The following is a 19,463-nucleotide window of genomic DNA, read 5'->3' on the forward strand; positions in this document are numbered from 1 at the left end:
TTCGCGAATGCGGGCTGGTTATTGCGAATCACTCGCACTTGCAACAGCGTTCTTCAGCGTACATCAAAAAAGATTGTGAGGGGTTGTTGATGCTGGTAGCCAGCCAGTGCCGTGAAAAAGGAGCTAGTCGCCGGAGGTGGCGGTAGCGTCGTTCGCCAGACCCCGCCATCCGGTAACGAATACGGCGGTGCACAAGGCGATGATCGAGGCGAACGCAAGCCAGTCCGAGTGGCCGTAAAGCCAGACGCCCAGCGCTGGCGCGAACACGTAGGCGGCCCCGGTTATAGACGCTACAATCCCCGAAACTTCACCCTGCTCGCCCCGCGTGACCGCGAGCGAGGCGCCTGCGGTAAAGCCGGGCCGGAACAGGCCGAAGCCGAGCGAGGCGATGGCGTAGCCGAACGCGATGCTGTGCAGGTCCTGCGCCACCGCGAGAATCAGGGTGCCGACCGCGGCCAGTGCCACCCCGCTGAGCGTTGCGGAGCGCGGCCCCAGATGGAGGCGGGGAATGATGCCCCATTGCGCCAGCAGCGTGGCCAGCGCGCCGGCCATCAGGACAAGTCCGACTGGTCCGGTTCCGGCGGCGGGATCGCCGCGCAGCCCCAGGCGGTCCAGCACCAGGAAGCCGGCAATCCCGATGATCATCGCCTGCGCATGGCCGCCAAGCAGCCCCGACACCACCCATGGGCGCAGCCGCGGTTCCCACCATCCCATCGCCTTCGTCCGCCGGGCGCCCGGTGCCGCCGCGATTGTCGCCGCCGGCTGATCCTCTTCATCGTCAGGGCGATGCCGGCCCGATCCACTGGTTCCGTAAGGCGCGTCATAGGCCGCGCCCCGGGCGGCAAACTGCGGCTCGTCGTTCGGCAGGCGCAGGCGCAGCGCGACTAGTGCGGCAATCCCGATAAGTGCGAAGACGAGGAACGGCCCGGTGAGGCCCACACCCGGCAGCACCATCAGCGGTGCCAGCGCCGGGCCGATCACCGTCCCCAGCCCGAAGCTGGACGCGATCAGCGACAACGCTTCGGTTCTTTGATCACGGGGGGTGCGCGCGGCGACATAGGCCTGCACGGCAGGCGGAGCGGCCGATCCGAACCCCCCATACAGGCTGCGGAACGCTGCAAACAGCAACAGCGTCCATACTGCCGGCAAGACACCCAGCAGACCAAGCCACAGCGACACGCCGCACAGCGCCATCGACACGCTGAACCCGATTAGGCCGAGCGCCATCATCGCCTTTCTGCCTCTCCGGTCCGACCGCCGCGCCCAGATCGGCGCGCAGACCACCCACAGCAGCGCGGACCAGGTGTAGGCCAGGCTGATCCAGACATCCGCGACACCCAGGGCGGTGCCGATCGACGGCATCACTGATTGCATGGCTGTATTGCCAGCCGCGCTCACCAGCATGACGGTGAACAGGAGGGCCATGCGCCCGTTGGGAATGGCCTTGCCGGCCTTTGCGGCCGCGTTACCGCCCGCTGGCGGGTGTCCCGCCGCTGTCTGCGTGTCGTCAGCGATGCCGGCCTGATGCCGCGAACGCCTGCCGAACCAGGTGCGGGGGTGGGGATCGTCCGCCATGCTTGGTGCCCGCGCTAGGCTCGTCCCGCGGCCAAGACAATGCTTGCGCTTGCCATCGGGCAGCTAATTTGCAAGGGCTTAAGACCAGGTCGCTATACACGGGCACCTCCTTCTTCGTGCACTGCTAGGAATCGTTTGCGTCTTGTCCGATAACACCACTGCATCGCTGGCGGCGCTCAAGACGCCGCGCACCCGCATGTCCACGCTGTTCGGTCAGTGGGGCGTGTTCTTCCGTGGGTTCCTGGAACAGCCCAGAATGGTCGGATCGATCATTCCGTCTTCCCGCTTTGTCATCGACAAGATGCTGGACCGGGTGAAGTGGAACGAGTGCCGCGTGTTCGTCGAATACGGACCAGGCGTGGGCACTTTCTGCGGACCGGTGCTGGATCGCCTGCGCCGGGATGGCCGGCTGATCGTCATCGACACCAACCCGCTTTATGTGGACTACCTCAACCGGCACATCGCCGACCCGCGGTTTACCGCCGTGCTCGGCTCGGCCGCGGATGTGGAGCGGATTGTTGCCGCACACGGTGAACAGCACGCCGATTACGTGCTGTCAGGTCTGCCATTCTCCACCCTGCCCGACGGGGTTGGTCCGGCCATCGCGGCTGCGACCCACCGCGTCCTGCGGCCGGGCGGCGCGTTTCTGGTTTATCAGTTTGCCGCCAAGGCGCGCGACTTCATGGCGGAGCATTTCGCCCATATCGAACAGGGGTTCGAGGCGTTGAACATCCCTCCGTGTCGCCTGTTCTGGGGCTGGAAGGACGAGGCGGCCTGACCGCCTAGTCCACGTCCGAATGCGTGCGCGGCACCCCGGCCGCGCTGGCCGGCGCGTTTAGCTGGCGATAGATTGCCATCACTACTGCCAGTATGAGGCAGGTAAACAGCGTGGTGAACAGCGCATTGAGCGCGGCGGCGATGAAGTTCGCGGTGGCCGGGCTGCCGATCAGCGCCGTGACGAGACTGACGACGCCGCCCACCAGCAGCGCGATAACCGTCACCGCCACGAAGATCAGCAGCAGAAAGGCAAGGATCCGCCATCCCCGACCAGCGGTCAGCCGCCAGCTGTCCACCAGGGCGGCGAACGGGTTGAAGCGGCGCTCGTCCACCAGCAGCGGCATGAGCGGAACGAGGCGGGCAACGACGAAGAACAGCAGCAGGATGACGAACAGCGCGAGAACCCAGCCCAGCCCGGCCGAAATCGCCGCCGCCAGCCCTACCACCAATCCGCCGAGCAGCCCGAAGGTCAGCGCGATGAAAAAGCTGGCGATGAGCAGCGGAAGCACTGCCTTCATTCCCGTAATAATCGCTTCCTGCACCGTCGCGCGGCGGCGCAGGAACAGGGCCAGGATGCTGAGCATACCGAGCGTCTGGATGATCTGGACCGCGAACAGCCAGATGGCGTTGCGATTGTAGTAATCTGTCATCACCTGCATCGACGGTTCGCCGCCTGTCATGGCCGGCCCGGTGAGCGTCTCGGGCACCAGGATGCCCAGAGCGAGCATCGGGACAAAGAAGAACAGCCCGGCCAGGATCACGAGCAGCTCCCGGTTGGCCTTCAGCGTGCGAATTGCCTCGTTCCAGGCCTGGTTCATGTTGAAAGTCACGGTCGCACATCCCTCGTCCAGTTCGCGGCTCTTGATAGACGCACCATTTGCGCCCACGCAATCGGCATGTTGCCTTCAACTCCTGATGCCGCGGCGGGTGCGCCAGACTGGGCGGTTTCGCCGGACCTTGTTCCCTACCGGGAGGCGCTGGCTCTGATGGAGGCTCGGAACGCCGCCATCGCCGCCGGCGAGGCCGCCGAACTGATCTGGCTGCTCGAGCATCCGCCGGTCTATACCGCTGGAACGAGCGCGGCCAGCGCAGAGCTGCTCGACCCGCGGTTCGAAGTGGTGGAAGCGGGCAGGGGCGGGCGCTACACCTATCACGGGCCGGGACAGCGGGTCGGCTATGTGATGCTGAACCTGGCGCGGCGGGGGCGCGATGTGCGCTGTTTCGTCCATGCTCTTGAAGAATGGGTAATAGTGACGCTGGCCGATCTGGGCGTCCGGTGCTGGCGGGCGGACGGGCGGATCGGCATCTGGACGCGCGGAGCCGATGGGCGCGAGGCGAAGATTGGCGCCATCGGGGTGCGGGTCCGGCGCTGGGTGACGATGCACGGTTTTTCGGTCAATCTGACACCGGACTTGGGGCATTTTGCCGGCATCGTTCCCTGCGGCATCGACGAGTTCGGCGTCACCAGCCTCGCTGCACTGGGCATGAAGGTTGCGCCAGAGGCATTCGATGAGGCATTGCGCGCCCGGCTGGAAGAGTTCCTTGCCAGCGTTGGCGGAGATGAGGGATGTCCGTGGTGAAAGATTTGCGGCTCGCCGGGCTGGTGCCGCTTTGCCTTGTCATGGCCGCTTGCGGGCAGGCGGATGCCCCTCCGCCGGTGGTGGACGAAGATGATACCAGCGCCAAGGGCGAGGTGCTGGAAGGCACGATCAGCGACCGGATGATCCCCTATGACGAGATCGGCCGCGGCGATGCGCCTTCGATGGCAGGTCCGATGACCCCAGCCGGGGAACCCGCCGAACCCGCCGCGCCCGCCGCTGCCGCCGCGCGGCCTGCTGCGCCGCAGGGCAGGGGCGGCCAGCCTCGGCCGCCGCAGGCGGATGACGCGCCGGACAGCCCGGCGGTTGATGCTCCTGCGCCAGAGCCAGAGGAATAAACTTCCGGCGCTCCTGCCCGCTTCGGGACGCGCCGCTGTTCCGATGTCATCCTTCGCGGGCGCGGTCCTTCATCATCCTGAAGGACAGCGCCCGCGCGGCGCGGCAAGATCAGGCCGCTTCCCGTTCCTCCGCCAGCGTCGGGTAATCCACATAGCCCTCCGCGCCGGGGAAGTACCAGGACTGCGGCACGTTCCGGTTTTCGGCCAGGGGCGCGCCCTGCCGGATGCGCTCCGGCAGGTCGGGATTGGAGATGAACGGCCGGCCAAACGCCACCGCGTCGCAGCGGCCCGCATCGATGTCCGCCGCCGCCTTGGCCGCGTCATAGTCCGAATTGAGAACCAGCGGCCCTGAGTAGATCGAGCGGATCAGCGGCGACTGCGGGGGCACGTCTGTTTTCCCGAATGTCCCGTCGGGTCCGGGTTCGCGCAGTTCCAGAAACGCTATGCCGAGATCCTGCGCGACCCGCGCTGCCGCGCCGAACGTCGCGGCCGGGTCGCTGTCATCGCACCCTTGCGTCTCGCCATTGGGCGACAGGCGCAGACCTACGCGATCGGCACCCCAGACTCCGATCAGCGCGGCCAGCACTTCGCGCAGGAAGCGGGTGCGGTTTTCCGGTGATCCGCCATACTCATCAGTGCGGTTGTTCGTGCTGTCACGCAGGAACTGATCGACAAGGTAACCATTCGCGCCATGGAGCTGAATCCCGTCGAACCCGGCCGCTTTAGCCTGGGTGGCGGCATGGCGGTAATCGTCCACCACGCGCGCGATCTCCTCCCGCGACAGGGCGCGGGCCGGCTGATAGTCCTTGCGCCCTTGATACGTGTGCGCATGGCCGGGGGCGTGCGTGGCAGAGGCGGAAACCGGCGCCTCGCCCCCCAGGAAGTCGGGGTGGACAAGTCGCCCCATGTGCCACAGTTGCAGCACGATAAGCCCGCCTTCTTCGTGCACCGCGTCCGTCACCCCGCGCCAGCCGTCCACCTGCTCGTCCGACCAGATGCCGGGCGCGTTGGGCCAGCCTGACCCTTCGCGGCTGATCCCCGTCGCCTCGCTGATTATCAGACCGGCGCCGGCGCGCTGCCGGTAGTAGGTCGCCATCATCTCCGTCGGTATCAGGCCGGCATTGTCCGCCCGACCCCGCGTCAGCGGAGCCATAAGGATCCGGTTGCGGGCGTGCAACGCGCCCAGCTTGACCGGCTGGAAGAGAATATCATGCATCAGGTGATCCTTTGCTTGCCGAACGGCCTTCGGACGGACAGCTAGGTACGGATGAACATGCCCGCAACCGCCAATCCGATCAGTGCTGCCCCGCGCGTCGGCGCGAATGGCTGGCACCTTGCCGCCCTGCTGGGCGGGAATGTCGCGCTGGCGCTTGGGCCATGGTTCGTCAGGCTGGCAGATACCGGGCCGGTGTCTGCGGCATTCTGGCGTCTCCTGCTGGTGCTTCCCGCAATCGCCTTTCTGGCATGGCGCGAAACCCGCGGGCTGCCGCGCCCGCCCCGGCGGTTGATCCTGCTGGTGCTGGCAGCCGGAGCGTTCTTTGCGCTGGATCTTGCGGCGTGGCACATCGGTATCGGGCTTACCAAGCTTGGCAATGCGACTCTGCTGGGCAATTCGGGCAGCCTCATCCTGATGCTGTGGGGCCTTGTCGCGCTGCGCCGCTGGCCATCCGGATCCGAGGCGCTGGCGATCGGTGCGGCAGTGGCCGGTGCAGCCATTCTGCTGGGGCGCAGTCTGGAGATATCGTTCGGCACCCTGGCCGGCGACCTGTTCTGCCTGTTCGCCGGGCTGTGCTATGCGTTCTATCTGCTGCCGGCGCAGCGGGCGCGGGAAAGCCTGGGACAGTGGCAGGTGCTGACGCTGATCTGCCTGGCCGGGGCGCCGCTGCTGCTGGCCTTCGCCCTGTTGCTGGGGGAACCGGTGTTGCCGGGAAATGCAGGCTGGTGGCCGGTGGCCGGCCTTGCTGTGTCAAGCCAGCTGATCGGGCAAGGGCTGCTGGTCTATTCCCTCAAGCACTTCCCGCCGCTCGTCATTGGCATGGCGCTGCTTACCCAGCCGGCGATTGCGGCCGCAGTCGGGTGGATCGCTTTTGACGAGGTGCTGGCGGCGCCAGACATCGCGGGCATGGTGCTGGTGGGCGCGGCCTTGGTATTGGTGCGTGCTGGCAGGCCGGGAGGCTAGCGGTCTGCGGCCATGTCGCGCATGAAGGAATGGTAGCGCGCCTCCACCTGCTTCAGGTCCGGCCCGTCGAGCACAAGGCGTGCCTGCCGCATCAACTGCTCTCCTTCATTGACAAGGACGCGATGACGCTCCGCATTGCTGAAGGTCGAGGTCGCATGACGCAGCGCATCGAACATCACCACCGCGGCAATCGGGCTGGTCGCCACGCCGGAACGTATCGAACCAAACCCGCGCTGCACATAATGAGAAAAGTCATTGTTCAGCGGACTTACCCGATCCGTGTTTGGCTGTCCCGCGTCGCCGGAGGAGTGGGCAAGATCACGCGGGCCAAGTTCTGCAGTGGCAGCGCCAAGCCAGTGCAGGGCGGAAATAGCGGTAAACGGATCGTTTATACCTGGCGATAGTGCGCGCAGGCCGATTTCAACCAGTTCGTCGATGAGGAAATGAAGGTCCTGGCTGGGTGTGCGCCGGCCGCCGAGGGCAAAGCAGCTGCGGATCGACGCTGCTGGCGGTTCGCTGTCACCCCCGTCACCCTGCCAATAGCCGAGCGGCATATCCGGGTGCACGAAGTCGCCGGTCCGCACCGCCAGGCCAAAGAACCCATTCGCCTTGTCGGCAACGGCATTGAGTTCTTTGAAGTTGATGATCTGTATGTAGCCGACCTTATCCGTCAGCACCGGTTTGCCTGTTGGTTCCACGGCGCCCACTTGCCCGCGGCAAGGCTGGTCAAAATTGTGCTTGATGTCGCGGATCAGCCGGTCACCGATCCCTTGCAGCACGGTGTTTACCCGGATCGAGGCGGGGATGTGGTTCAGAAAGTAGACCAGCACCATGACCGCCACACCCATCAAGGCGTAGGCGACCAGTAGCGACACCTGCGGGACGAAGCCAGGCAGGGGGTCGCCCCCGGCGACAACGGTCGCGACCTCCTCTTCGTCGCGCACCGTCCGCAGGACGGTCAGCGCATAGACGAAGGTGGCGATGAACGTGCCAAGGGACAGCTGGTTGCCCTTGTCCTCCATGAAATTGGTGAGGAGGCGCGGACCGAAGTTGCCACTGGCATAGGCGACGGCCGCGATGGTGATCGAGAATACGGTAGAGGCGACTCCGATCATCGAACCCGCGATCACCGTCAGCATTGATCGCGCGCCTTCCGGCCGGGGAGCATCAACGAAGCCGATGCTTTTCAACCACGTCAATTGTTCCGTTCGATCGATCCAGATCGTCAGCAGCGCCAGCCCGAATGCGGTGAGTGCCAGCAGGCCCGGATAGAACCAGTAGCTAGCATTGACGGAGTCCCACAGGGAACGCAGACGAGTGATCAAGCGGCCGCCTCGGTCTGGCAAGCGATGGCAATACCAGTTGGCTCCACTGATCGGTTCATGAGCGGCAATGCTCCTCCTGTCAGGAACAAACCGCCGCAACGCGGTTTGGTTGCAAGGCCGGCCGGACTGATCTCCGCCGTGGCAGGAGAGAAACGATGGTGAGCATGCCCGGCAATCTGGCGACGGGATTGAGCAGCATCGAAAACTATGTCGCGCTGACCGCCGGACAATACAGCATGGGCGCGCTGATCCTGATGGTCAGTTACGGAGCGCAGGTCGCCTTTGCGCTGTTCTTCCTTGCCTCGGCCACGCAGCTCCCGCCCCGATACCGTATCGTACCTGTCCTGTCGGCAGTGGTGATGGTATCTTCCTCCATCAGCCTCTATCGCGAGGCAAGCCTGTGGCAGGAGACGTTCACTTTCATCGACGGCCTGTATGTGCCGTTGACCGAAGGCACAACATTTTCCAATGTCTATCGCTACGGCAACTGGCTGATCACCGTACCCATTCTGCTGACCCAGCTGGCAATAGCGTTCGGCCTTGAGCGGTCTCAGCTGCACAAGCGGGCTATGCGCATGATCATCGCGGCCGAACTGATGATCCTGACGGGTCTATATGGCCAGTTCGGCGAACCGGGCGACTGGGTGCGGCTGAATGTCTGGGGCGTGATCTCGACCGTCTTCTTCATCTGGCTGATTGTCGAAGTGCGCGGCGTGGTGCGGCTCGGCACCGCCAGCAGCCCGGCCCCAGTGGCTGCGTGGCCCGACAGGATTTTCTATTACTTTCTCGCGACCTGGGGTTTGTACCCGATCGCTTATGCTCTGCCGCAACTCGGCACAAGCGGCGACCTGGTGGTCTGGCGGCAGTTTGTCTTCAGCGTGGCGGACCTGTCGACGAAGATGCTCTATGGCATCATTCTGTCGCGCTATCTTCTGCGGCGCAGCGCATTGGAAGGCTACCTGCCGGCGGCGGAGGCGCTTGATACAAGACCGCAGGCATCCGCCGCTGCTTCCGCCAACAAGGACTGAGGTTCAGGCGTCGTCAGACGGGCCCCAGATCGCCCAGTCCAATCGTCCCGCTGGCCATCTCCAGCATCCGGTCGAGGCTGCGCCTGGCGCGCAGCCGCAGACCTTCCTCTATCTCGATCCGCGGCTGGAGGTCGCGCAGCGCGACATAGAGTTTCTCCATCGTGTTGAGCGCCATGTAGGGACAGATGTTGCAGGAACAGTTCCCGTCCGCGCCAGGCGCGCCGATGAAGCGTTTTTGCGGCAGCGCCTTTTCCATCTGGTGAATGATGTGGGGTTCCGTCGCCACGATCAGCGTATCGCCCTGGAACGTCTGCGCGTATTGCAGGATGCCACTGGTGGAACCGACGTAATCGGCGTGGTCGATGATAACGGGCGGGCATTCGGGATGTGCGGCGACGGGTGCGCCCGGATGCTGTGCCTTGAGCTTCAGCAGTTCCGTCTCGCTGAACGCTTCGTGCACGATGCACACGCCCGGCCACAGCAGCATGGGCCGGTTGAACTTGCGTGACAGATAGCCGCCAAGATGCCGGTCGGGGCCAAAGATGATCGGTTGCTCCGGCGGGATCTGGCTCAGGATGGTTTCCGCGCTGGAGGACGTCACGATGACGTCGGACAGCGCCTTCACCTCGGTCGAGCAGTTGATATAGGTCAGCGCGATGTGATCGGGGTGCGCCTCGCGGAACGCCTTGAACTTTTCGGGCGGACACGAATCTTCCAGGCTGCATCCGGCATCCATGTCGGGCAGGATCACGATCTTTTCCGGGCTCAGGATCTTGGCGGTGTCGGCCATGAACTTGACGCCGCAGAACGCGATCACGTCCGCGTCCGTGTCAGCGGCCTTGCGCGATAACTCCAGGCTGTCGCCGACAAAATCGGCCAGGTCCTGTATGTCTGCCGTCTGATAGTAATGGGCCAGAATGACGGCATTGCGCTCCTTGCGCAGGCGGTCGATTTCCGCGCGCAGGTCATCTCCAGCAAGCGGGCGATTGTCGGCAGTCATCGGTATTCCATCCTTTTCACCCGTTGCATATAGGGCGCTATCCGTCCCTGTCACCCGCGCCTCTTCACGCCGGCGGTTCTTCCCCTGCGAACCGGACGATGACGGTGGCGTTCTCATAACCTGCAACCTGCAGCGGGATTGCCAGGTTCTGCCGCACCGCCTGCCGTGCAGCCGCCCGCGCCAGGTCAAGCACTTCGGGATTTCTGGCGAACGCTGCCGCCTTGCGCTCGGCCTGCGCCGAGTTGTTGCGGGCAAGAGCGACCGCCGCGTCGCGGGTGACAAAGGCCCCTTCGGTAAAGACGCGAGCCGCAGCTTCGTCGATGTTCGGACGTGTCGTGCGCAGTTGGGGCAGGGTCACGGTCAGGCGCTGTGTCCCGGCGTCCCAGGCGAAGTCGCCGCGGTCCATGCCGGACAGGTCGAGCCGGTACTCCACGGTCGCTGGCACAATCGTCGCCTGCCGCGATTGCAGCACCGGCACGCCCAGAACGCTGCGGGTGTTCTCGCTCTCTGCCACCACTTCGAAACGCGAAGAGAACACGGTGAGCGCATTCTGTCTTTCGAACGCCAGCATGGCGCTGCCGACCGGATCGCCTTCCTCCTCATAAACGAAGGCCCGCCAGGCGAGCCAGGCGGTTGCCGCCAGCAGGGCGATGACGATCAGCCAGGGCGCGGCCTGCAACCGCGCCAGCGAACCAGAAGACGTCTCCCCCGCTCGCGGTGTTTCGAGAGCTCGGTCTTTCACCGGATGTGCCATTCAGCTCCTTCCTGCCCTGCCTCGCCGCGCCGCTCCAGATCGAGGAGGTGAGCCATCACCGACAGTTCTGCCGCGGGAATGAGACGCTTATCGAGTCCCGTGTACATGGCCGGAACAAGCGCGGCGGCGCTGCGCGGTTCCTGTGTGAGGAGGCGCACGATCTGGCGCTCTCGCTGCCGCCGGTGCCCGGCCATGCCGCGCACGAGCTGTTGCGGGTTGGTCACGGCCGGGCCATGCGCGGGAAAATAGATGCTGTCGTTCCGCGCTGCCAGCTTTTCCAGACTGCGCATGTAGTCGCCCATGTCCCCGTCGGGCGGGACGATAACACTGGTGGACCAGCCCATCACATGGTCCCCGGTAAACAGGGCGCCGGTATTCTCCAGCGCGAAGCACAGGTGGTTGGAGGTGTGGCCCGGCGTATGAACCGCTGTCAGTGTCCAGTCGGACCCTGTCACCTCCTCGCCATCGACCAGCACAAGGTCGGGCGCGTAGGTCCGATCGAACGCAGCATCGGCGCGGGTGTCTTTGCTGCTGATGAACAAAGGCGCGCAGCCGATCACCGGCGCGCCCGTCATCTTCGCCAGCGGTGCGGCGCCGGGCGAGTGATCGCGGTGGGTGTGGGTGCAGACGATGGCGGTGATCTGCGCCCGGCCCACTGCGGCAATAATGGCATCCACATGGCGGGGATCGTCAGGACCAGGATCGATCACCGCCACGTCCGCTCCGTCGCCCACGATAAAGGTCTGCGTGCCGGTAAAGGTATAGGGTGACGAATTGTCCGCCAGGACGCGGCGAACCAGCGGCCCGCAGCGTTCGGCTTCGCCGATGGGCCAAGGGCGGGAAGGGAGCGTTGCCATGACCTTGCATATGGGGCCGGTGCTGCGCCATGTCACGCATCGGCATGCTGGCGGGAGAGTAGGGTGGCGGAACAGGCGATACTGGTGCTGGACGCGGGCACCACGTCCACTCGGGCGATCCTCTACGATGCCGCCGGATTGCGGCTCGGTCTGGCGCAGGAGGAAATCACCCAGCATTATCCGAGGCCCGGCTGGGTCGAACATGACGCGGCGGAGATCTGGGAGCGGACGCTGCGCTGCATGCGGCGCGTGGCGGCACAGGCGTCCGGCGTGCATCGCATCGGGTGCATCGGCATCACCAACCAGCGCGAGACGGTGGTGGCATGGGATCGCAAGAGCGGCGAGCCGCTCGCCCGTGCAATCGTCTGGCAGGACCGCCGGACCGAACCGCAATGTGCGGCCCTGCGGGAGACTGGACATGAGGAAAAGCTGCAGCGGCGAACCGGCCTGGTGCTCGACCCGTACTTTTCCGCCACGAAGATGCGCTGGCTCCTGGAACACAAGCCGGCGGTCGCGGCGGCCGCGCGCTCCGGACGGCTGGCTTTCGGAACGGTGGAAAGCTGGCTGCTCTTCAAGCTCAGCGGCGGGGCGTTCCTGACCGACGCCAGCAACGCTTCGCGTACCCTGCTCCTGCCGCTGGACGGCGCGCAGTTCGCGGACGACCTGTGCGGAATGTTCGACGTTCCGCGCTCCGCCCTGGCCGAAGTGGTCGACAGCGCCGGCGTGCTTGCCCGCACGGACTCTGCCCTCCTTGGCACCGCCATCCCCGTCACGGGCATGGCGGGCGACCAGCAGGCGGCGACCATCGGGCAGGGTTGTCTTGCCGCAGGGGATACGAAGGCGACGTTCGGAACCGGCGCTTTCGTGCTCACCAATCAGGGCGCGGACGTGCCGCACTCACGTCACCGCCTGCTGGGCACGGTGCTGTATCAGCTTGCCGGATCCCGCACCTACGCGCTCGAGGGCGCGGTGTTCGTTGCGGGCAGCCTTGTGCAGTGGCTGCGCGACGCGCTGGGCGTGATCGCCAGCGCGTCCGAAACCGAGGCGCTGGCCCGGTCGGTGGAAGACAGTGGCGGCGTAGTCGTGGTGCCGGCGCTGGCGGGGCTGGGCGCACCGCACTGGCGGCCGGATGCCACCGCCGTGATCAGCGGCCTGACCTTCGCCAGCGGGCGCGCGCACCTTGCCCGTGCCGCGCTGGAGTCCATGGCGCATCAGACGCATGATCTTGCAGAGGCGTTTGCAGCTGACGGAGCGCGCTGGGCCCGCCTGCGGATCGATGGCGGGATGAGCGCCAATGACTGGCTGGCGCAGGACATTTCGGACATCCTGCGGCTGCCTGTGGAACGGCCGGAGGATGTGGAAACGACCGCGCGCGGCGCGGCAATGCTGGCGGCCGCTGGCGCGGGGATCTACCCGTCGCTCAAAGCCGCAGCGGACGCGATGCTCGCGCCTGCGGTCCGGTTTAATCCGCTGCTGTCAGCTGCCGCGCGCGACCGCCGGCTGTCGGATTGGCGCGCCGCGCTGAACGCCGCGCTGGCCCAATAACTCGGCTTAGCCGAAAGCCGACAGGAGCTTTTTCTGCAGTTGCCGCACCGGCTGCGTGCCCGCGGTCGTCTCCTGCCGCTGCTGTTCGTCCAGCCGGGCGACGCGCGCATGAAGCCGTTCCGATTCCGCGATAAGCTGCCGCGTTCGCGCCGGCAGAAGGGCCAGCTGATCGGGTTCGGACGCCCGATCACGCGGCAAGGCGCCATGCTGCTGCAATTGCCGCTCGTTCAATTCGCCCGCCATGAAGGCCCGCTGGTTGAGCAGCCAGGCGAGGATGTGCATGATCCTGGTCGTGGTGCGCAGCCCTTCCACGGACAGCGCGATGCTGGCTGGCTGGGTTGCCTGCTTGAGACTGCTGGGTGCCGCCACCTCGAAGACGACGCGCGCTTCGTCAGCGAGCACGAGCGCTTCGGCGTACAAGTCCTCGATGACCTGACGGGTCAACGGTCCGGAATCTAGCGGAGCAGCGTGGATCATAACTGGCATCCTCCGTAGCCAGTTAGCCGCCGAAGAGCCAAGTTGCAGCCGGTTTATTTACCGTGTTTCTCCAGTTTGTCCTTCTATGACACAGCTGCCGATAGGCTTTTCCGCAATTCAGCGGCTTAGGCAATGATGTCGGGCAGCAACTGGTCCTCTATTACTGCGATCCGGTCGCGGAGCGCCAGCTTGCGTTTCTTTAGCCGGGCGATCTGCAACTGATCGGCGGCGCCTCCGTTCTGGCCCGCATCGCTCAGCGCGCCGATCGCCACGTCCAGGTCGCGGTGCTCCACCTTCAACGCCGCCAGCATCTTGCGCAGCTGCTCTTCGTCCACAGGCTCCGTTCTCCAGTTATCCAAGCGACTCGCTGCGGCCGGTCGCAACAGCCTCAGCGGTCGCCGCTTAACACTTCGCAGGCTGACAATTCTATGATTGGATGCGTCTCCGGCCCGGCTGTTCCTGAAGCCGAGTCGTCTTCGGCGCTGACCCGCTCACCCGGCCACGCCGCTCAACCGCCAAGGAGACCGAGATGGCACAAACGTCGCATCTGCAAACCCTGACCACCCGCCATGCCGAGCTGGACAAACTCCTGCGCCAGGAACGCAGCCGACCGGCGCCGAACGATGTGACGATCACGGAATTGAAGCGGCAGAAGCTCCGCCTGAAGCAGCAGATCGCCCAGGCCTGAGCAGATCTGAACGAACCTGCAGTTCGGCGCTTGGGGTTGCGCCAGCGTCTGCTATAGCCGCCCGGCATGACCGCCGCCGCCGCCGCCCGCCTGATCCTGCGCAACCTGCTGGAGGTGATGGCATCGCGTGAGCCGCCGCAGGACAAGCTCGACCGGGTGGTGCGCATCGTCGCGGAGAACCTCGACAGCGAGGTTTGCTCGCTTTACCTGCTGCGCGACGGGATGCTTGAGCTGTTCGCCACCCGCGGCCTCAACCAGAGCGCGGTGCACGTCACGCGCATGGCCGTTGGCGAAGGGTTGACCGGCACGATCGCGGAAAGTGGCGAGACGCTGAATCTGGCGCAGGCGCGCGCCCATGTGAACTTCCAGTACCGGCCCGAAACGGGGGAAGACAAGTTTCATTCCTTCGCCGGCGTCCCGGTCATCCACCGGGAACGCACGGTGGGCGTGCTGTGCGTGCAGCACGTGGACCCGCGCCGGTACGAGGATGTGGAGATCGAGGCGCTGCAGACGACGGCGATGGTCTTGTCTGAACTGATTGCCAGCGCCGGCTTCGTCGACGGAGAGGAGGCGGCAGGCGCCGAGCGTCACGCGGCCCCCGAGGTGCTGGGGGGGCTGGTGCTGGTCAAGGGGCTCGCCAGCGGCCAGGTCGTGTTCCACCAGCCGCGCGTCACCATCCACCAACTCGTCGCGGAGGATGTGGAAGCCGAACGCCAGCGGGTGTACCGGGCGTTTGCCCGGATGCGCGAGCAGATCGAGCAGATGACCAGCCAGGTCGAATTCGGCACCGGCGGAGAGCATGACGAGGTGCTCGAAACCTACAAGATGTTCGCCTATGACGAAGGTTGGTCGCGGCGGATCAACGAGGCGATCGACAGCGGCCTGACAGCCGAAGCGGCGATCGAGCGGGTGCAGCAGCGCACCCGGATGCGCATGCGGGAAATCGACGATCCGTTGCTGGCGGACCGAATGCACGATCTGGAAGATCTGTCCAACCGCCTGCTCAGGATCGTCTCCGGCCAGCTCGGCACCGCCGCGACCCAAGGGCTGCGGCAGGATACCATCCTGGTCGCCCGCAACCTAGGCCCGGCTGAACTGCTGGAATACGACCGGCGGCGGTTGAAAGGCGTGGTGCTGGAAGAAGGCTCGCTGACTGCGCATGTGGTCATCGTCGCGCGGGCGATGAGCATCCCGGTGATCGGCCGGCTGGGCGGGATGCGCGGGCGGGTGGCCGATGGCGACGAAATCCTGCTGGACGGGAACAAGGGGACCGTGACCCTGCGGCCGTCGCCGGCCATGCGCGAAGCATTCGAGGTGAAGAACGCCGCCTATCGCGAGCGACAGGCATCCTATGCGCTGCTGCGTGACGTGGAGCCGTTCACCCGCGATGGCACCCGCATCGAAGTCATGATGAACGCGGGTCTGCGCGATGATATCTCCAACCTCGCGCTCACCGGGGCCGATGGCATCGGGCTGTTCCGGACCGAGTTCCAGTTCCTGGTGTCCGCCACCCTGCCGCAGCGCGAGCGGCAGACGCGGCTGTACCGGGATGTGCTGGACGCGGCCGGCGACAAGCCGGTGGTGTTCCGCACCGTCGACATCGGCGGGGACAAGGCGGTCCCTTATCTGCGATCGGATGCCTTGCGCGACGAGGAGAATCCGGCGCTGGGCTGGCGCGCGCTGCGCCTCGCGCTGGAACGCGACGGCCTGCTCAAGGTCCAGGCGCGCGCATTGCTGGACGCGGCGGCGGGACGCACTCTCAATGTGATGTTCCCGATGGTCAGCGAGCCGTGGGAGTTCGATGCAGCCCGGGCAGTGTTCGAGGAACAGCTCGCGCACATCCGCGCGCGCCGCCGCCGGCTGCCCGAGGCGGTCCGTTATGGCGTGATGCTGGAGGTGCCCGCGCTGGCCGAGGTGCTGGACCAGCTGTTGCCGCGGATCGCCTTTATTTCGGTGGGCACCAATGACCTCACCCAGTTCCTGTTTGCCGCCGATCGGGCCAACCCCAAGCTGGCGGAGCGGTACGACTGGCTCAGCCCGGCGATCCTGCGGTTCCTGGCGCGCGTTGTCGGTAGCATGAGGGGTTATCCGGTCGACCTGACCGTGTGCGGCGAGATGGGCGGCCGGCGGCTGGAGGCGCTGGCGCTGCTGGGTCTTGGCATCACCCGCCTGTCGATCACTCCGGCAGCGATCGGGCCGGTCAAGGAACTGGTGCGCAAGGTCAATCTGACCGAATTGCAGCCGCAGATGCAGCGCTGGCTGGCAGACCCGCCCAAGGATATGCGGACCGCGCTGGGCGCCTGGGCACTCGCCCACGACATCGAGGCAGAATAGAGCGAAGCGGGTTTATTGCGCGGGAAACCCCCGGAAATGCAGCTTCTCGCTTGACAGGGTCCGCACCTTGCCTGTTCAATCGCCATGAACAGTTTACGTTTGCAATCGGGGTCGCAACGGCAGCAAAAATGGCGCTTGAAGAGTTTGGGGAAGAACCTGTCGTGGAACAGGAAGGCGTTGGGCAGCAGCTGCGCCGTGCGCGGGAAGAGCGGGGCCTTGCTCTGGCCGACGTGGCCAAGCAGACTCGCGTGCCGGAACGCCATCTGGCCTCGATCGAGAATGGCGACTTCAACGCGTTGCCTGCACCCACCTATGCGGTCGGCTTTTCCCGCTCCTATGCCCGTTTCCTCAACCTGGACGAACGCCTGATCGTCGATCAGGTGCGAGCGGAAGTGGCCGCCGCCAGACCTGCGCGCCCCGAACGGCCGGAAAAGTTCGAGCCGGGCGACCCTGCACGCGTCCCCTCCCGGCGGCTCGTCTGGTTCGGACTGTTTGCCATGGTCCTGCTGCTGACCGGGATGTTCGCCTTCTATCGCAGCTATTTCGCGCCCGGCTTGACGCCCGCTCCGCTGACCGAGGAGCGCCGGGTGGCAGCAAGCGAGGCAGGGGGCGGGGCGGTGCGCCTCCCGCCACCCCAGGCAACGCCCGCCCCGGCAGCCGGCGGGCAGGTCGTGTTCACCGCGCTGGAAGACGGCGTATGGGCCAGGTTCTACGATGGCGCCGGGCAGCGTTTGCAGGAAAAGCAGATGGCCCGCGGCGAAACCTTTGCGGTGCCGCAGGATGTGGAGGGAGCGCAGATCTGGACCGGACGGCCCGATGCCTTTGCCATCACGGTGGGCGGGCGGCCCGTCCCCAAACTTTCGGAAGAGCTGCGGATCATGCGCGATGTTCCGATATCCGCCGAAGCGCTGCTCGCGCGGCAGGGCGCAGGCGCGGCGGCAAGACCCGCGTCCGCTGCGAACAACGCCGGGACCACCAACTGAGGCGGACAGCTTCGCTTCACAAAAGCAGGTTTAAGGCAGCTAGCCCGCGCTAACACCAGGAGGATCAATGCTGTTGAAGAGAAACCCCAGTCCCGCAATGCACCGCGCACCGGTCCGGCTGGCTGCAGGGTTGCTTGGCGTGGCGCTGGTGACCACGTCCTTTCCCGCAGTCGCGCAGGATAATGCCGACGCGCGGCTGCGCAAGGTAGAGGCCGAGGTCCGTGCCTTGCAGCGCCGGGTGTTTCCGGGCGGCGACAGCCGCTTCTTCGAGCCGGAGATCACCGCACCGACCCCGGCTGTGCCCGCGCAGAATGCCGGCACACCCAATGCGGGCGCGTTGACCGATGTGCTTGCCCGGCTGGACGCGCTGGAGCGGCAGATGCAGAACCTGACCGCACAGACCGAACTGAACCAGAATGCGGTCGCAACCCTCTCGGAGCGGATAGAGGCGCTCGAGGCGGCCAATCGTGCGGCACCGACTGCGGAACTGCCGCCGCAAGGAGCGGTGGGCAGTAATCTGTCGTCCATGGGCGGCGGCTCGCCTCCGGCCAGCGCCGCTGCTCCGCCCACGGCGACCACAGCGGCCGCGACGGCGCCCAGCGCGCAGCGGCTGGCCGCGGTGCAGGCGATTACCAAACCAGCGACGAACGACGCACCGGACGACGAATACGTTTACGGCTTCCGCCTGTATGAAGCGAAGTTTTTTCCCGAAGCGCAGCAGCAACTGACCATGTTCGTCAACGCCAACCCGCGGCACTGGCGCGCAACCTATGGCCGCAATCTGCTGGCGCGCGCCTATCTTGCGGACAACAAGCCGCGCGATGCGGCCGCCTGGTTCCTGCAGAATTACCAGGCCGACAAGAACGCGGCGCGCGCCGGCGACAGCCTGCTGGGTCTGGCGCAGGCGATGATCGCGCTCAGGGATACGGAACGCGCGTGCATCGCGCTGGCCGAGTTTGCCGACACATACCCGGCGCTGGCAACGGGGCGGCTGCAGGGTGACTACGCAGCGGCGCGGCGACAGGTGAGATGCAATTGATCAGGCACTCGACCAGCAGCTGATCGACCGGTTCCGCGCCGACCTGGCGCGGGCCTGGCCCGCATCGGCGGAAGGCGGCCGGCTGGGCGTGGCGCTGTCGGGCGGGCCTGACAGCATGGCGCTGACCCTGCTGGCCGAAGCAGCCTTGCCTGGCCGCGTGCTTGCAGCAACAGTCGATCATCGCCTGCGTCCGGAAAGCGCCGCCGAAGCGGACGTCGCCGCGGGCTTTTGCGCAAGGCTTTCGATCCCGTGCACGGTGCTGGGCGTGCAAGTTGAGACGGGCAATGTGCAGAGTGGGGCGCGCTTGGCACGCTATGCCGCTTTGCGCCGATGGGCTGACAGCGAACGGCTGGACGCCGTGGCGACTGCCCATCATGCCGACGATCAGGCGGAAACGCTGCTGATGCGGCTGAACCGCGGCAGTGGCCTCGCTGGCCTTGCGGGGGTTCGCCTGTCGCGCCCGCTGACCGCCGAGTGCCTGCTCGTCCGACCAATTCTGGGGTGGCGCAAGGCCGAGCTGGAAGCGATTTGCGCAGCTGCGGGAGTGGAACCGGTCCGCGATCCGTCCAATCACTGCGACCGGTTCGACCGTGTCCGTCTGCGACGCTCGCTCGCTGCGGCCGACTGGCTTGACATCCCCGCCATTGCCCGCGCCGCTGGCCACCTCGCGGACGCGGAGGATGCGCTGAGCGGGTGGGTCGAAAAATGCTGGCGCGAGGATGTGACCCGCGAGCGAGACGTGCTGCGCTACAATCCTGGCGGGCCACGCTATATCCGCCTGAAGCTGCTGGAGCGGGCGATTGCCTCTTTTGGCGGACAGCCGCGCGGCTCGCAGGTGGCGGACCTGCTCGCGGGGCTGGAGCAGGGCAGGGGAGGCACTCTGGCCGGAGTGCGCGCCGTGGTGGCCGACGGTGTCTGGCTGCTGCGGCGAGAGGGCGAGCGGCGATCGGGCTGAGTGAGGCCGGC

The 19,463-nt window shown here is 66.0% G+C and carries 20 protein-coding genes; 11 read left to right on the forward strand and 9 right to left on the reverse strand.

Going from position 1 to position 19,463, the window contains the following annotated elements; genetic code table 11:
- Nucleotides 1-123: 123 nt before the first annotated feature.
- On the reverse strand, nucleotides 124-1,575 hold the full coding sequence (locus LHJ54_RS04930; RefSeq protein ID WP_373457052.1) for an MFS transporter: 1,452 nt from the start codon (nucleotides 1,573-1,575) through the stop codon (nucleotides 124-126).
- 196 nt (nucleotides 1,576-1,771) lie between these two features.
- Here LHJ54_RS04930 and LHJ54_RS04935 point away from each other — a divergent pair, with 196 nt between their 5' ends.
- Nucleotides 1,772-2,353, forward strand: coding sequence for a class I SAM-dependent methyltransferase (locus tag LHJ54_RS04935; protein ID WP_228244298.1), 582 nt, complete (start codon nucleotides 1,772-1,774; stop codon nucleotides 2,351-2,353).
- A 4-nt stretch (nucleotides 2,354-2,357) separates the two neighbouring features.
- On the opposite strand, the gene LHJ54_RS12705 is transcribed toward LHJ54_RS04935, so the two are convergent.
- Nucleotides 2,358-3,182, reverse strand: a complete 825-nt coding sequence (locus LHJ54_RS12705) for a glycerophosphoryl diester phosphodiesterase membrane domain-containing protein (RefSeq protein ID WP_228242811.1) — start codon at nucleotides 3,180-3,182, stop codon at nucleotides 2,358-2,360.
- 66 nt (nucleotides 3,183-3,248) lie between these two features.
- Here LHJ54_RS12705 and lipB point away from each other — a divergent pair, with 66 nt between their 5' ends.
- On the forward strand, nucleotides 3,249-3,932 hold the full coding sequence (gene lipB, locus LHJ54_RS04945) for a lipoyl(octanoyl) transferase LipB (protein ID WP_228242812.1): 684 nt from the start codon (nucleotides 3,249-3,251) through the stop codon (nucleotides 3,930-3,932).
- The gene (locus tag LHJ54_RS04950) at nucleotides 3,920-4,288 is read left to right on the forward strand and encodes a hypothetical protein (RefSeq protein ID WP_228242813.1); all 369 of its coding nucleotides are present in this window, start codon (nucleotides 3,920-3,922) and stop codon (nucleotides 4,286-4,288) included. Before lipB ends, LHJ54_RS04950 begins: the two co-directional genes overlap by 13 nt.
- Before the next feature lie 109 nt (nucleotides 4,289-4,397).
- Here LHJ54_RS04950 and LHJ54_RS04955 read toward each other — a convergent pair whose 3' ends face one another.
- On the reverse strand, nucleotides 4,398-5,504 hold the full coding sequence (locus LHJ54_RS04955) for an alkene reductase (RefSeq protein ID WP_228242814.1): 1,107 nt from the start codon (nucleotides 5,502-5,504) through the stop codon (nucleotides 4,398-4,400).
- 51 nt (nucleotides 5,505-5,555) lie between these two features.
- On the opposite strand from LHJ54_RS04955, the gene LHJ54_RS04960 reads away from it, so the two are divergent.
- Complete coding sequence (locus tag LHJ54_RS04960; protein ID WP_306437046.1) at nucleotides 5,556-6,467, forward strand: DMT family transporter; 912 nt, start codon at nucleotides 5,556-5,558, stop codon at nucleotides 6,465-6,467.
- On the opposite strand, the gene LHJ54_RS04965 is transcribed toward LHJ54_RS04960, so the two are convergent.
- On the reverse strand, nucleotides 6,464-7,792 hold the full coding sequence (locus LHJ54_RS04965) for a DUF2254 domain-containing protein (RefSeq protein ID WP_228242815.1): 1,329 nt from the start codon (nucleotides 7,790-7,792) through the stop codon (nucleotides 6,464-6,466). The two genes, LHJ54_RS04960 and LHJ54_RS04965, sit on opposite strands and share 4 nt — an antisense overlap.
- Nucleotides 7,793-7,947: 155 nt before the next feature.
- Between LHJ54_RS04965 and LHJ54_RS04970 the strand changes: the two genes are divergently transcribed.
- Entirely contained in the window at nucleotides 7,948-8,820 is an 873-nt protein-coding gene (locus LHJ54_RS04970; protein ID WP_228242816.1) for a bacteriorhodopsin, read from the forward strand.
- A gap of 13 nt (nucleotides 8,821-8,833) precedes the next feature.
- Here LHJ54_RS04970 and nadA read toward each other — a convergent pair whose 3' ends face one another.
- From nadA to LHJ54_RS04985, 3 genes are all read right to left on the reverse strand, one after another.
- Entirely contained in the window at nucleotides 8,834-9,820 is a 987-nt protein-coding gene (gene nadA, locus LHJ54_RS04975; RefSeq protein WP_228242817.1) for a quinolinate synthase NadA, read from the reverse strand.
- A 64-nt stretch (nucleotides 9,821-9,884) separates the two neighbouring features.
- Nucleotides 9,885-10,574, reverse strand: a complete 690-nt coding sequence (locus LHJ54_RS04980) for a DUF4230 domain-containing protein (RefSeq protein WP_228242818.1) — start codon at nucleotides 10,572-10,574, stop codon at nucleotides 9,885-9,887.
- A complete protein-coding gene (locus LHJ54_RS04985) occupies nucleotides 10,559-11,431 on the reverse strand; it encodes an MBL fold metallo-hydrolase (protein ID WP_228242819.1) in 873 nt (290 codons plus the stop codon). Before LHJ54_RS04985 ends, LHJ54_RS04980 begins: the two co-directional genes overlap by 16 nt.
- A 63-nt stretch (nucleotides 11,432-11,494) precedes the next feature.
- On the opposite strand from LHJ54_RS04985, the gene LHJ54_RS04990 reads away from it, so the two are divergent.
- Entirely contained in the window at nucleotides 11,495-12,976 is a 1,482-nt protein-coding gene (locus LHJ54_RS04990) for a glycerol kinase (RefSeq protein ID WP_228242820.1), read from the forward strand.
- Between the two features lie 6 nt (nucleotides 12,977-12,982).
- On the opposite strand, the gene LHJ54_RS04995 is transcribed toward LHJ54_RS04990, so the two are convergent.
- Together LHJ54_RS04995 and LHJ54_RS05000 are read right to left on the reverse strand one after the other, a co-directional pair.
- Nucleotides 12,983-13,453, reverse strand: coding sequence for a DUF1465 family protein (locus tag LHJ54_RS04995; RefSeq protein WP_228242821.1), 471 nt, complete (start codon nucleotides 13,451-13,453; stop codon nucleotides 12,983-12,985).
- A 125-nt stretch (nucleotides 13,454-13,578) separates the two neighbouring features.
- A complete protein-coding gene (locus LHJ54_RS05000) occupies nucleotides 13,579-13,788 on the reverse strand; it encodes a YdcH family protein (protein WP_228242822.1) in 210 nt (69 codons plus the stop codon).
- Nucleotides 13,789-13,982: 194 nt separating this feature from the next.
- Between LHJ54_RS05000 and LHJ54_RS05005 the strand changes: the two genes are divergently transcribed.
- From LHJ54_RS05005 to tilS, 5 genes are all read left to right on the forward strand, one after another.
- Complete coding sequence (locus LHJ54_RS05005; RefSeq protein ID WP_228242823.1) at nucleotides 13,983-14,141, forward strand: YdcH family protein; 159 nt, start codon at nucleotides 13,983-13,985, stop codon at nucleotides 14,139-14,141.
- Nucleotides 14,142-14,207: 66 nt separating this feature from the next.
- Nucleotides 14,208-16,475, forward strand: coding sequence for a phosphoenolpyruvate--protein phosphotransferase (ptsP, locus tag LHJ54_RS05010; RefSeq protein WP_228242824.1), 2,268 nt, complete (start codon nucleotides 14,208-14,210; stop codon nucleotides 16,473-16,475).
- Between the two features lie 128 nt (nucleotides 16,476-16,603).
- Nucleotides 16,604-17,458, forward strand: coding sequence for a helix-turn-helix domain-containing protein (locus LHJ54_RS05015; RefSeq protein ID WP_228242825.1), 855 nt, complete (start codon nucleotides 16,604-16,606; stop codon nucleotides 17,456-17,458).
- Nucleotides 17,459-17,525: 67 nt separating this feature from the next.
- The gene (locus LHJ54_RS05020; protein WP_228242826.1) at nucleotides 17,526-18,497 is read left to right on the forward strand and encodes a tol-pal system YbgF family protein; all 972 of its coding nucleotides are present in this window, start codon (nucleotides 17,526-17,528) and stop codon (nucleotides 18,495-18,497) included.
- 88 nt (nucleotides 18,498-18,585) lie between these two features.
- Nucleotides 18,586-19,452: a tRNA lysidine(34) synthetase TilS gene (gene tilS / locus LHJ54_RS05025; RefSeq protein ID WP_228242827.1), complete on the forward strand. Its 867-nt coding sequence runs from the start codon at nucleotides 18,586-18,588 to the stop codon at nucleotides 19,450-19,452.
- The last annotated feature ends 11 nt before the right edge of the window (nucleotides 19,453-19,463 follow it).

It is taken from the genome of Porphyrobacter sp. GA68 (assembly GCF_022605525.1).
Taxonomy (GTDB): domain Bacteria; phylum Pseudomonadota; class Alphaproteobacteria; order Sphingomonadales; family Sphingomonadaceae; genus Qipengyuania_B.

Coding starts and splice junctions, on each gene's coding strand:
- LHJ54_RS04935 (WP_228244298.1), top strand. CDS start 1,772: ATGTCCACGCTGTTCGGTCAGTGGGGCGTGTTCTTCCGTGGGTTCCTG.
- LHJ54_RS05020 (WP_228242826.1), top strand. CDS start 17,526: ATGCTGTTGAAGAGAAACCCCAGTCCCGCAATGCACCGCGCACCGGTC.
- LHJ54_RS04950 (WP_228242813.1), top strand. CDS start 3,920: ATGTCCGTGGTGAAAGATTTGCGGCTCGCCGGGCTGGTGCCGCTTTGC.
- LHJ54_RS04980 (WP_228242818.1), bottom strand. CDS start 10,574: ATGGCACATCCGGTGAAAGACCGAGCTCTCGAAACACCGCGAGCGGGG.
- LHJ54_RS04955 (WP_228242814.1), bottom strand. CDS start 5,504: ATGCATGATATTCTCTTCCAGCCGGTCAAGCTGGGCGCGTTGCACGCC.
- LHJ54_RS04930 (WP_373457052.1), bottom strand. CDS start 1,575: ATGGCGGACGATCCCCACCCCCGCACCTGGTTCGGCAGGCGTTCGCGG.
- nadA (WP_228242817.1), bottom strand. CDS start 9,820: ATGACTGCCGACAATCGCCCGCTTGCTGGAGATGACCTGCGCGCGGAA.
- LHJ54_RS04995 (WP_228242821.1), bottom strand. CDS start 13,453: ATGATCCACGCTGCTCCGCTAGATTCCGGACCGTTGACCCGTCAGGTC.
- LHJ54_RS05015 (WP_228242825.1), top strand. CDS start 16,604: ATGGCGCTTGAAGAGTTTGGGGAAGAACCTGTCGTGGAACAGGAAGGC.
- LHJ54_RS05005 (WP_228242823.1), top strand. CDS start 13,983: ATGGCACAAACGTCGCATCTGCAAACCCTGACCACCCGCCATGCCGAG.
- lipB (WP_228242812.1), top strand. CDS start 3,249: ATGTTGCCTTCAACTCCTGATGCCGCGGCGGGTGCGCCAGACTGGGCG.
- ptsP (WP_228242824.1), top strand. CDS start 14,208: ATGACCGCCGCCGCCGCCGCCCGCCTGATCCTGCGCAACCTGCTGGAG.
- LHJ54_RS04985 (WP_228242819.1), bottom strand. CDS start 11,431: ATGGCAACGCTCCCTTCCCGCCCTTGGCCCATCGGCGAAGCCGAACGC.
- LHJ54_RS04960 (WP_306437046.1), top strand. CDS start 5,556: ATGAACATGCCCGCAACCGCCAATCCGATCAGTGCTGCCCCGCGCGTC.
- LHJ54_RS04970 (WP_228242816.1), top strand. CDS start 7,948: ATGGTGAGCATGCCCGGCAATCTGGCGACGGGATTGAGCAGCATCGAA.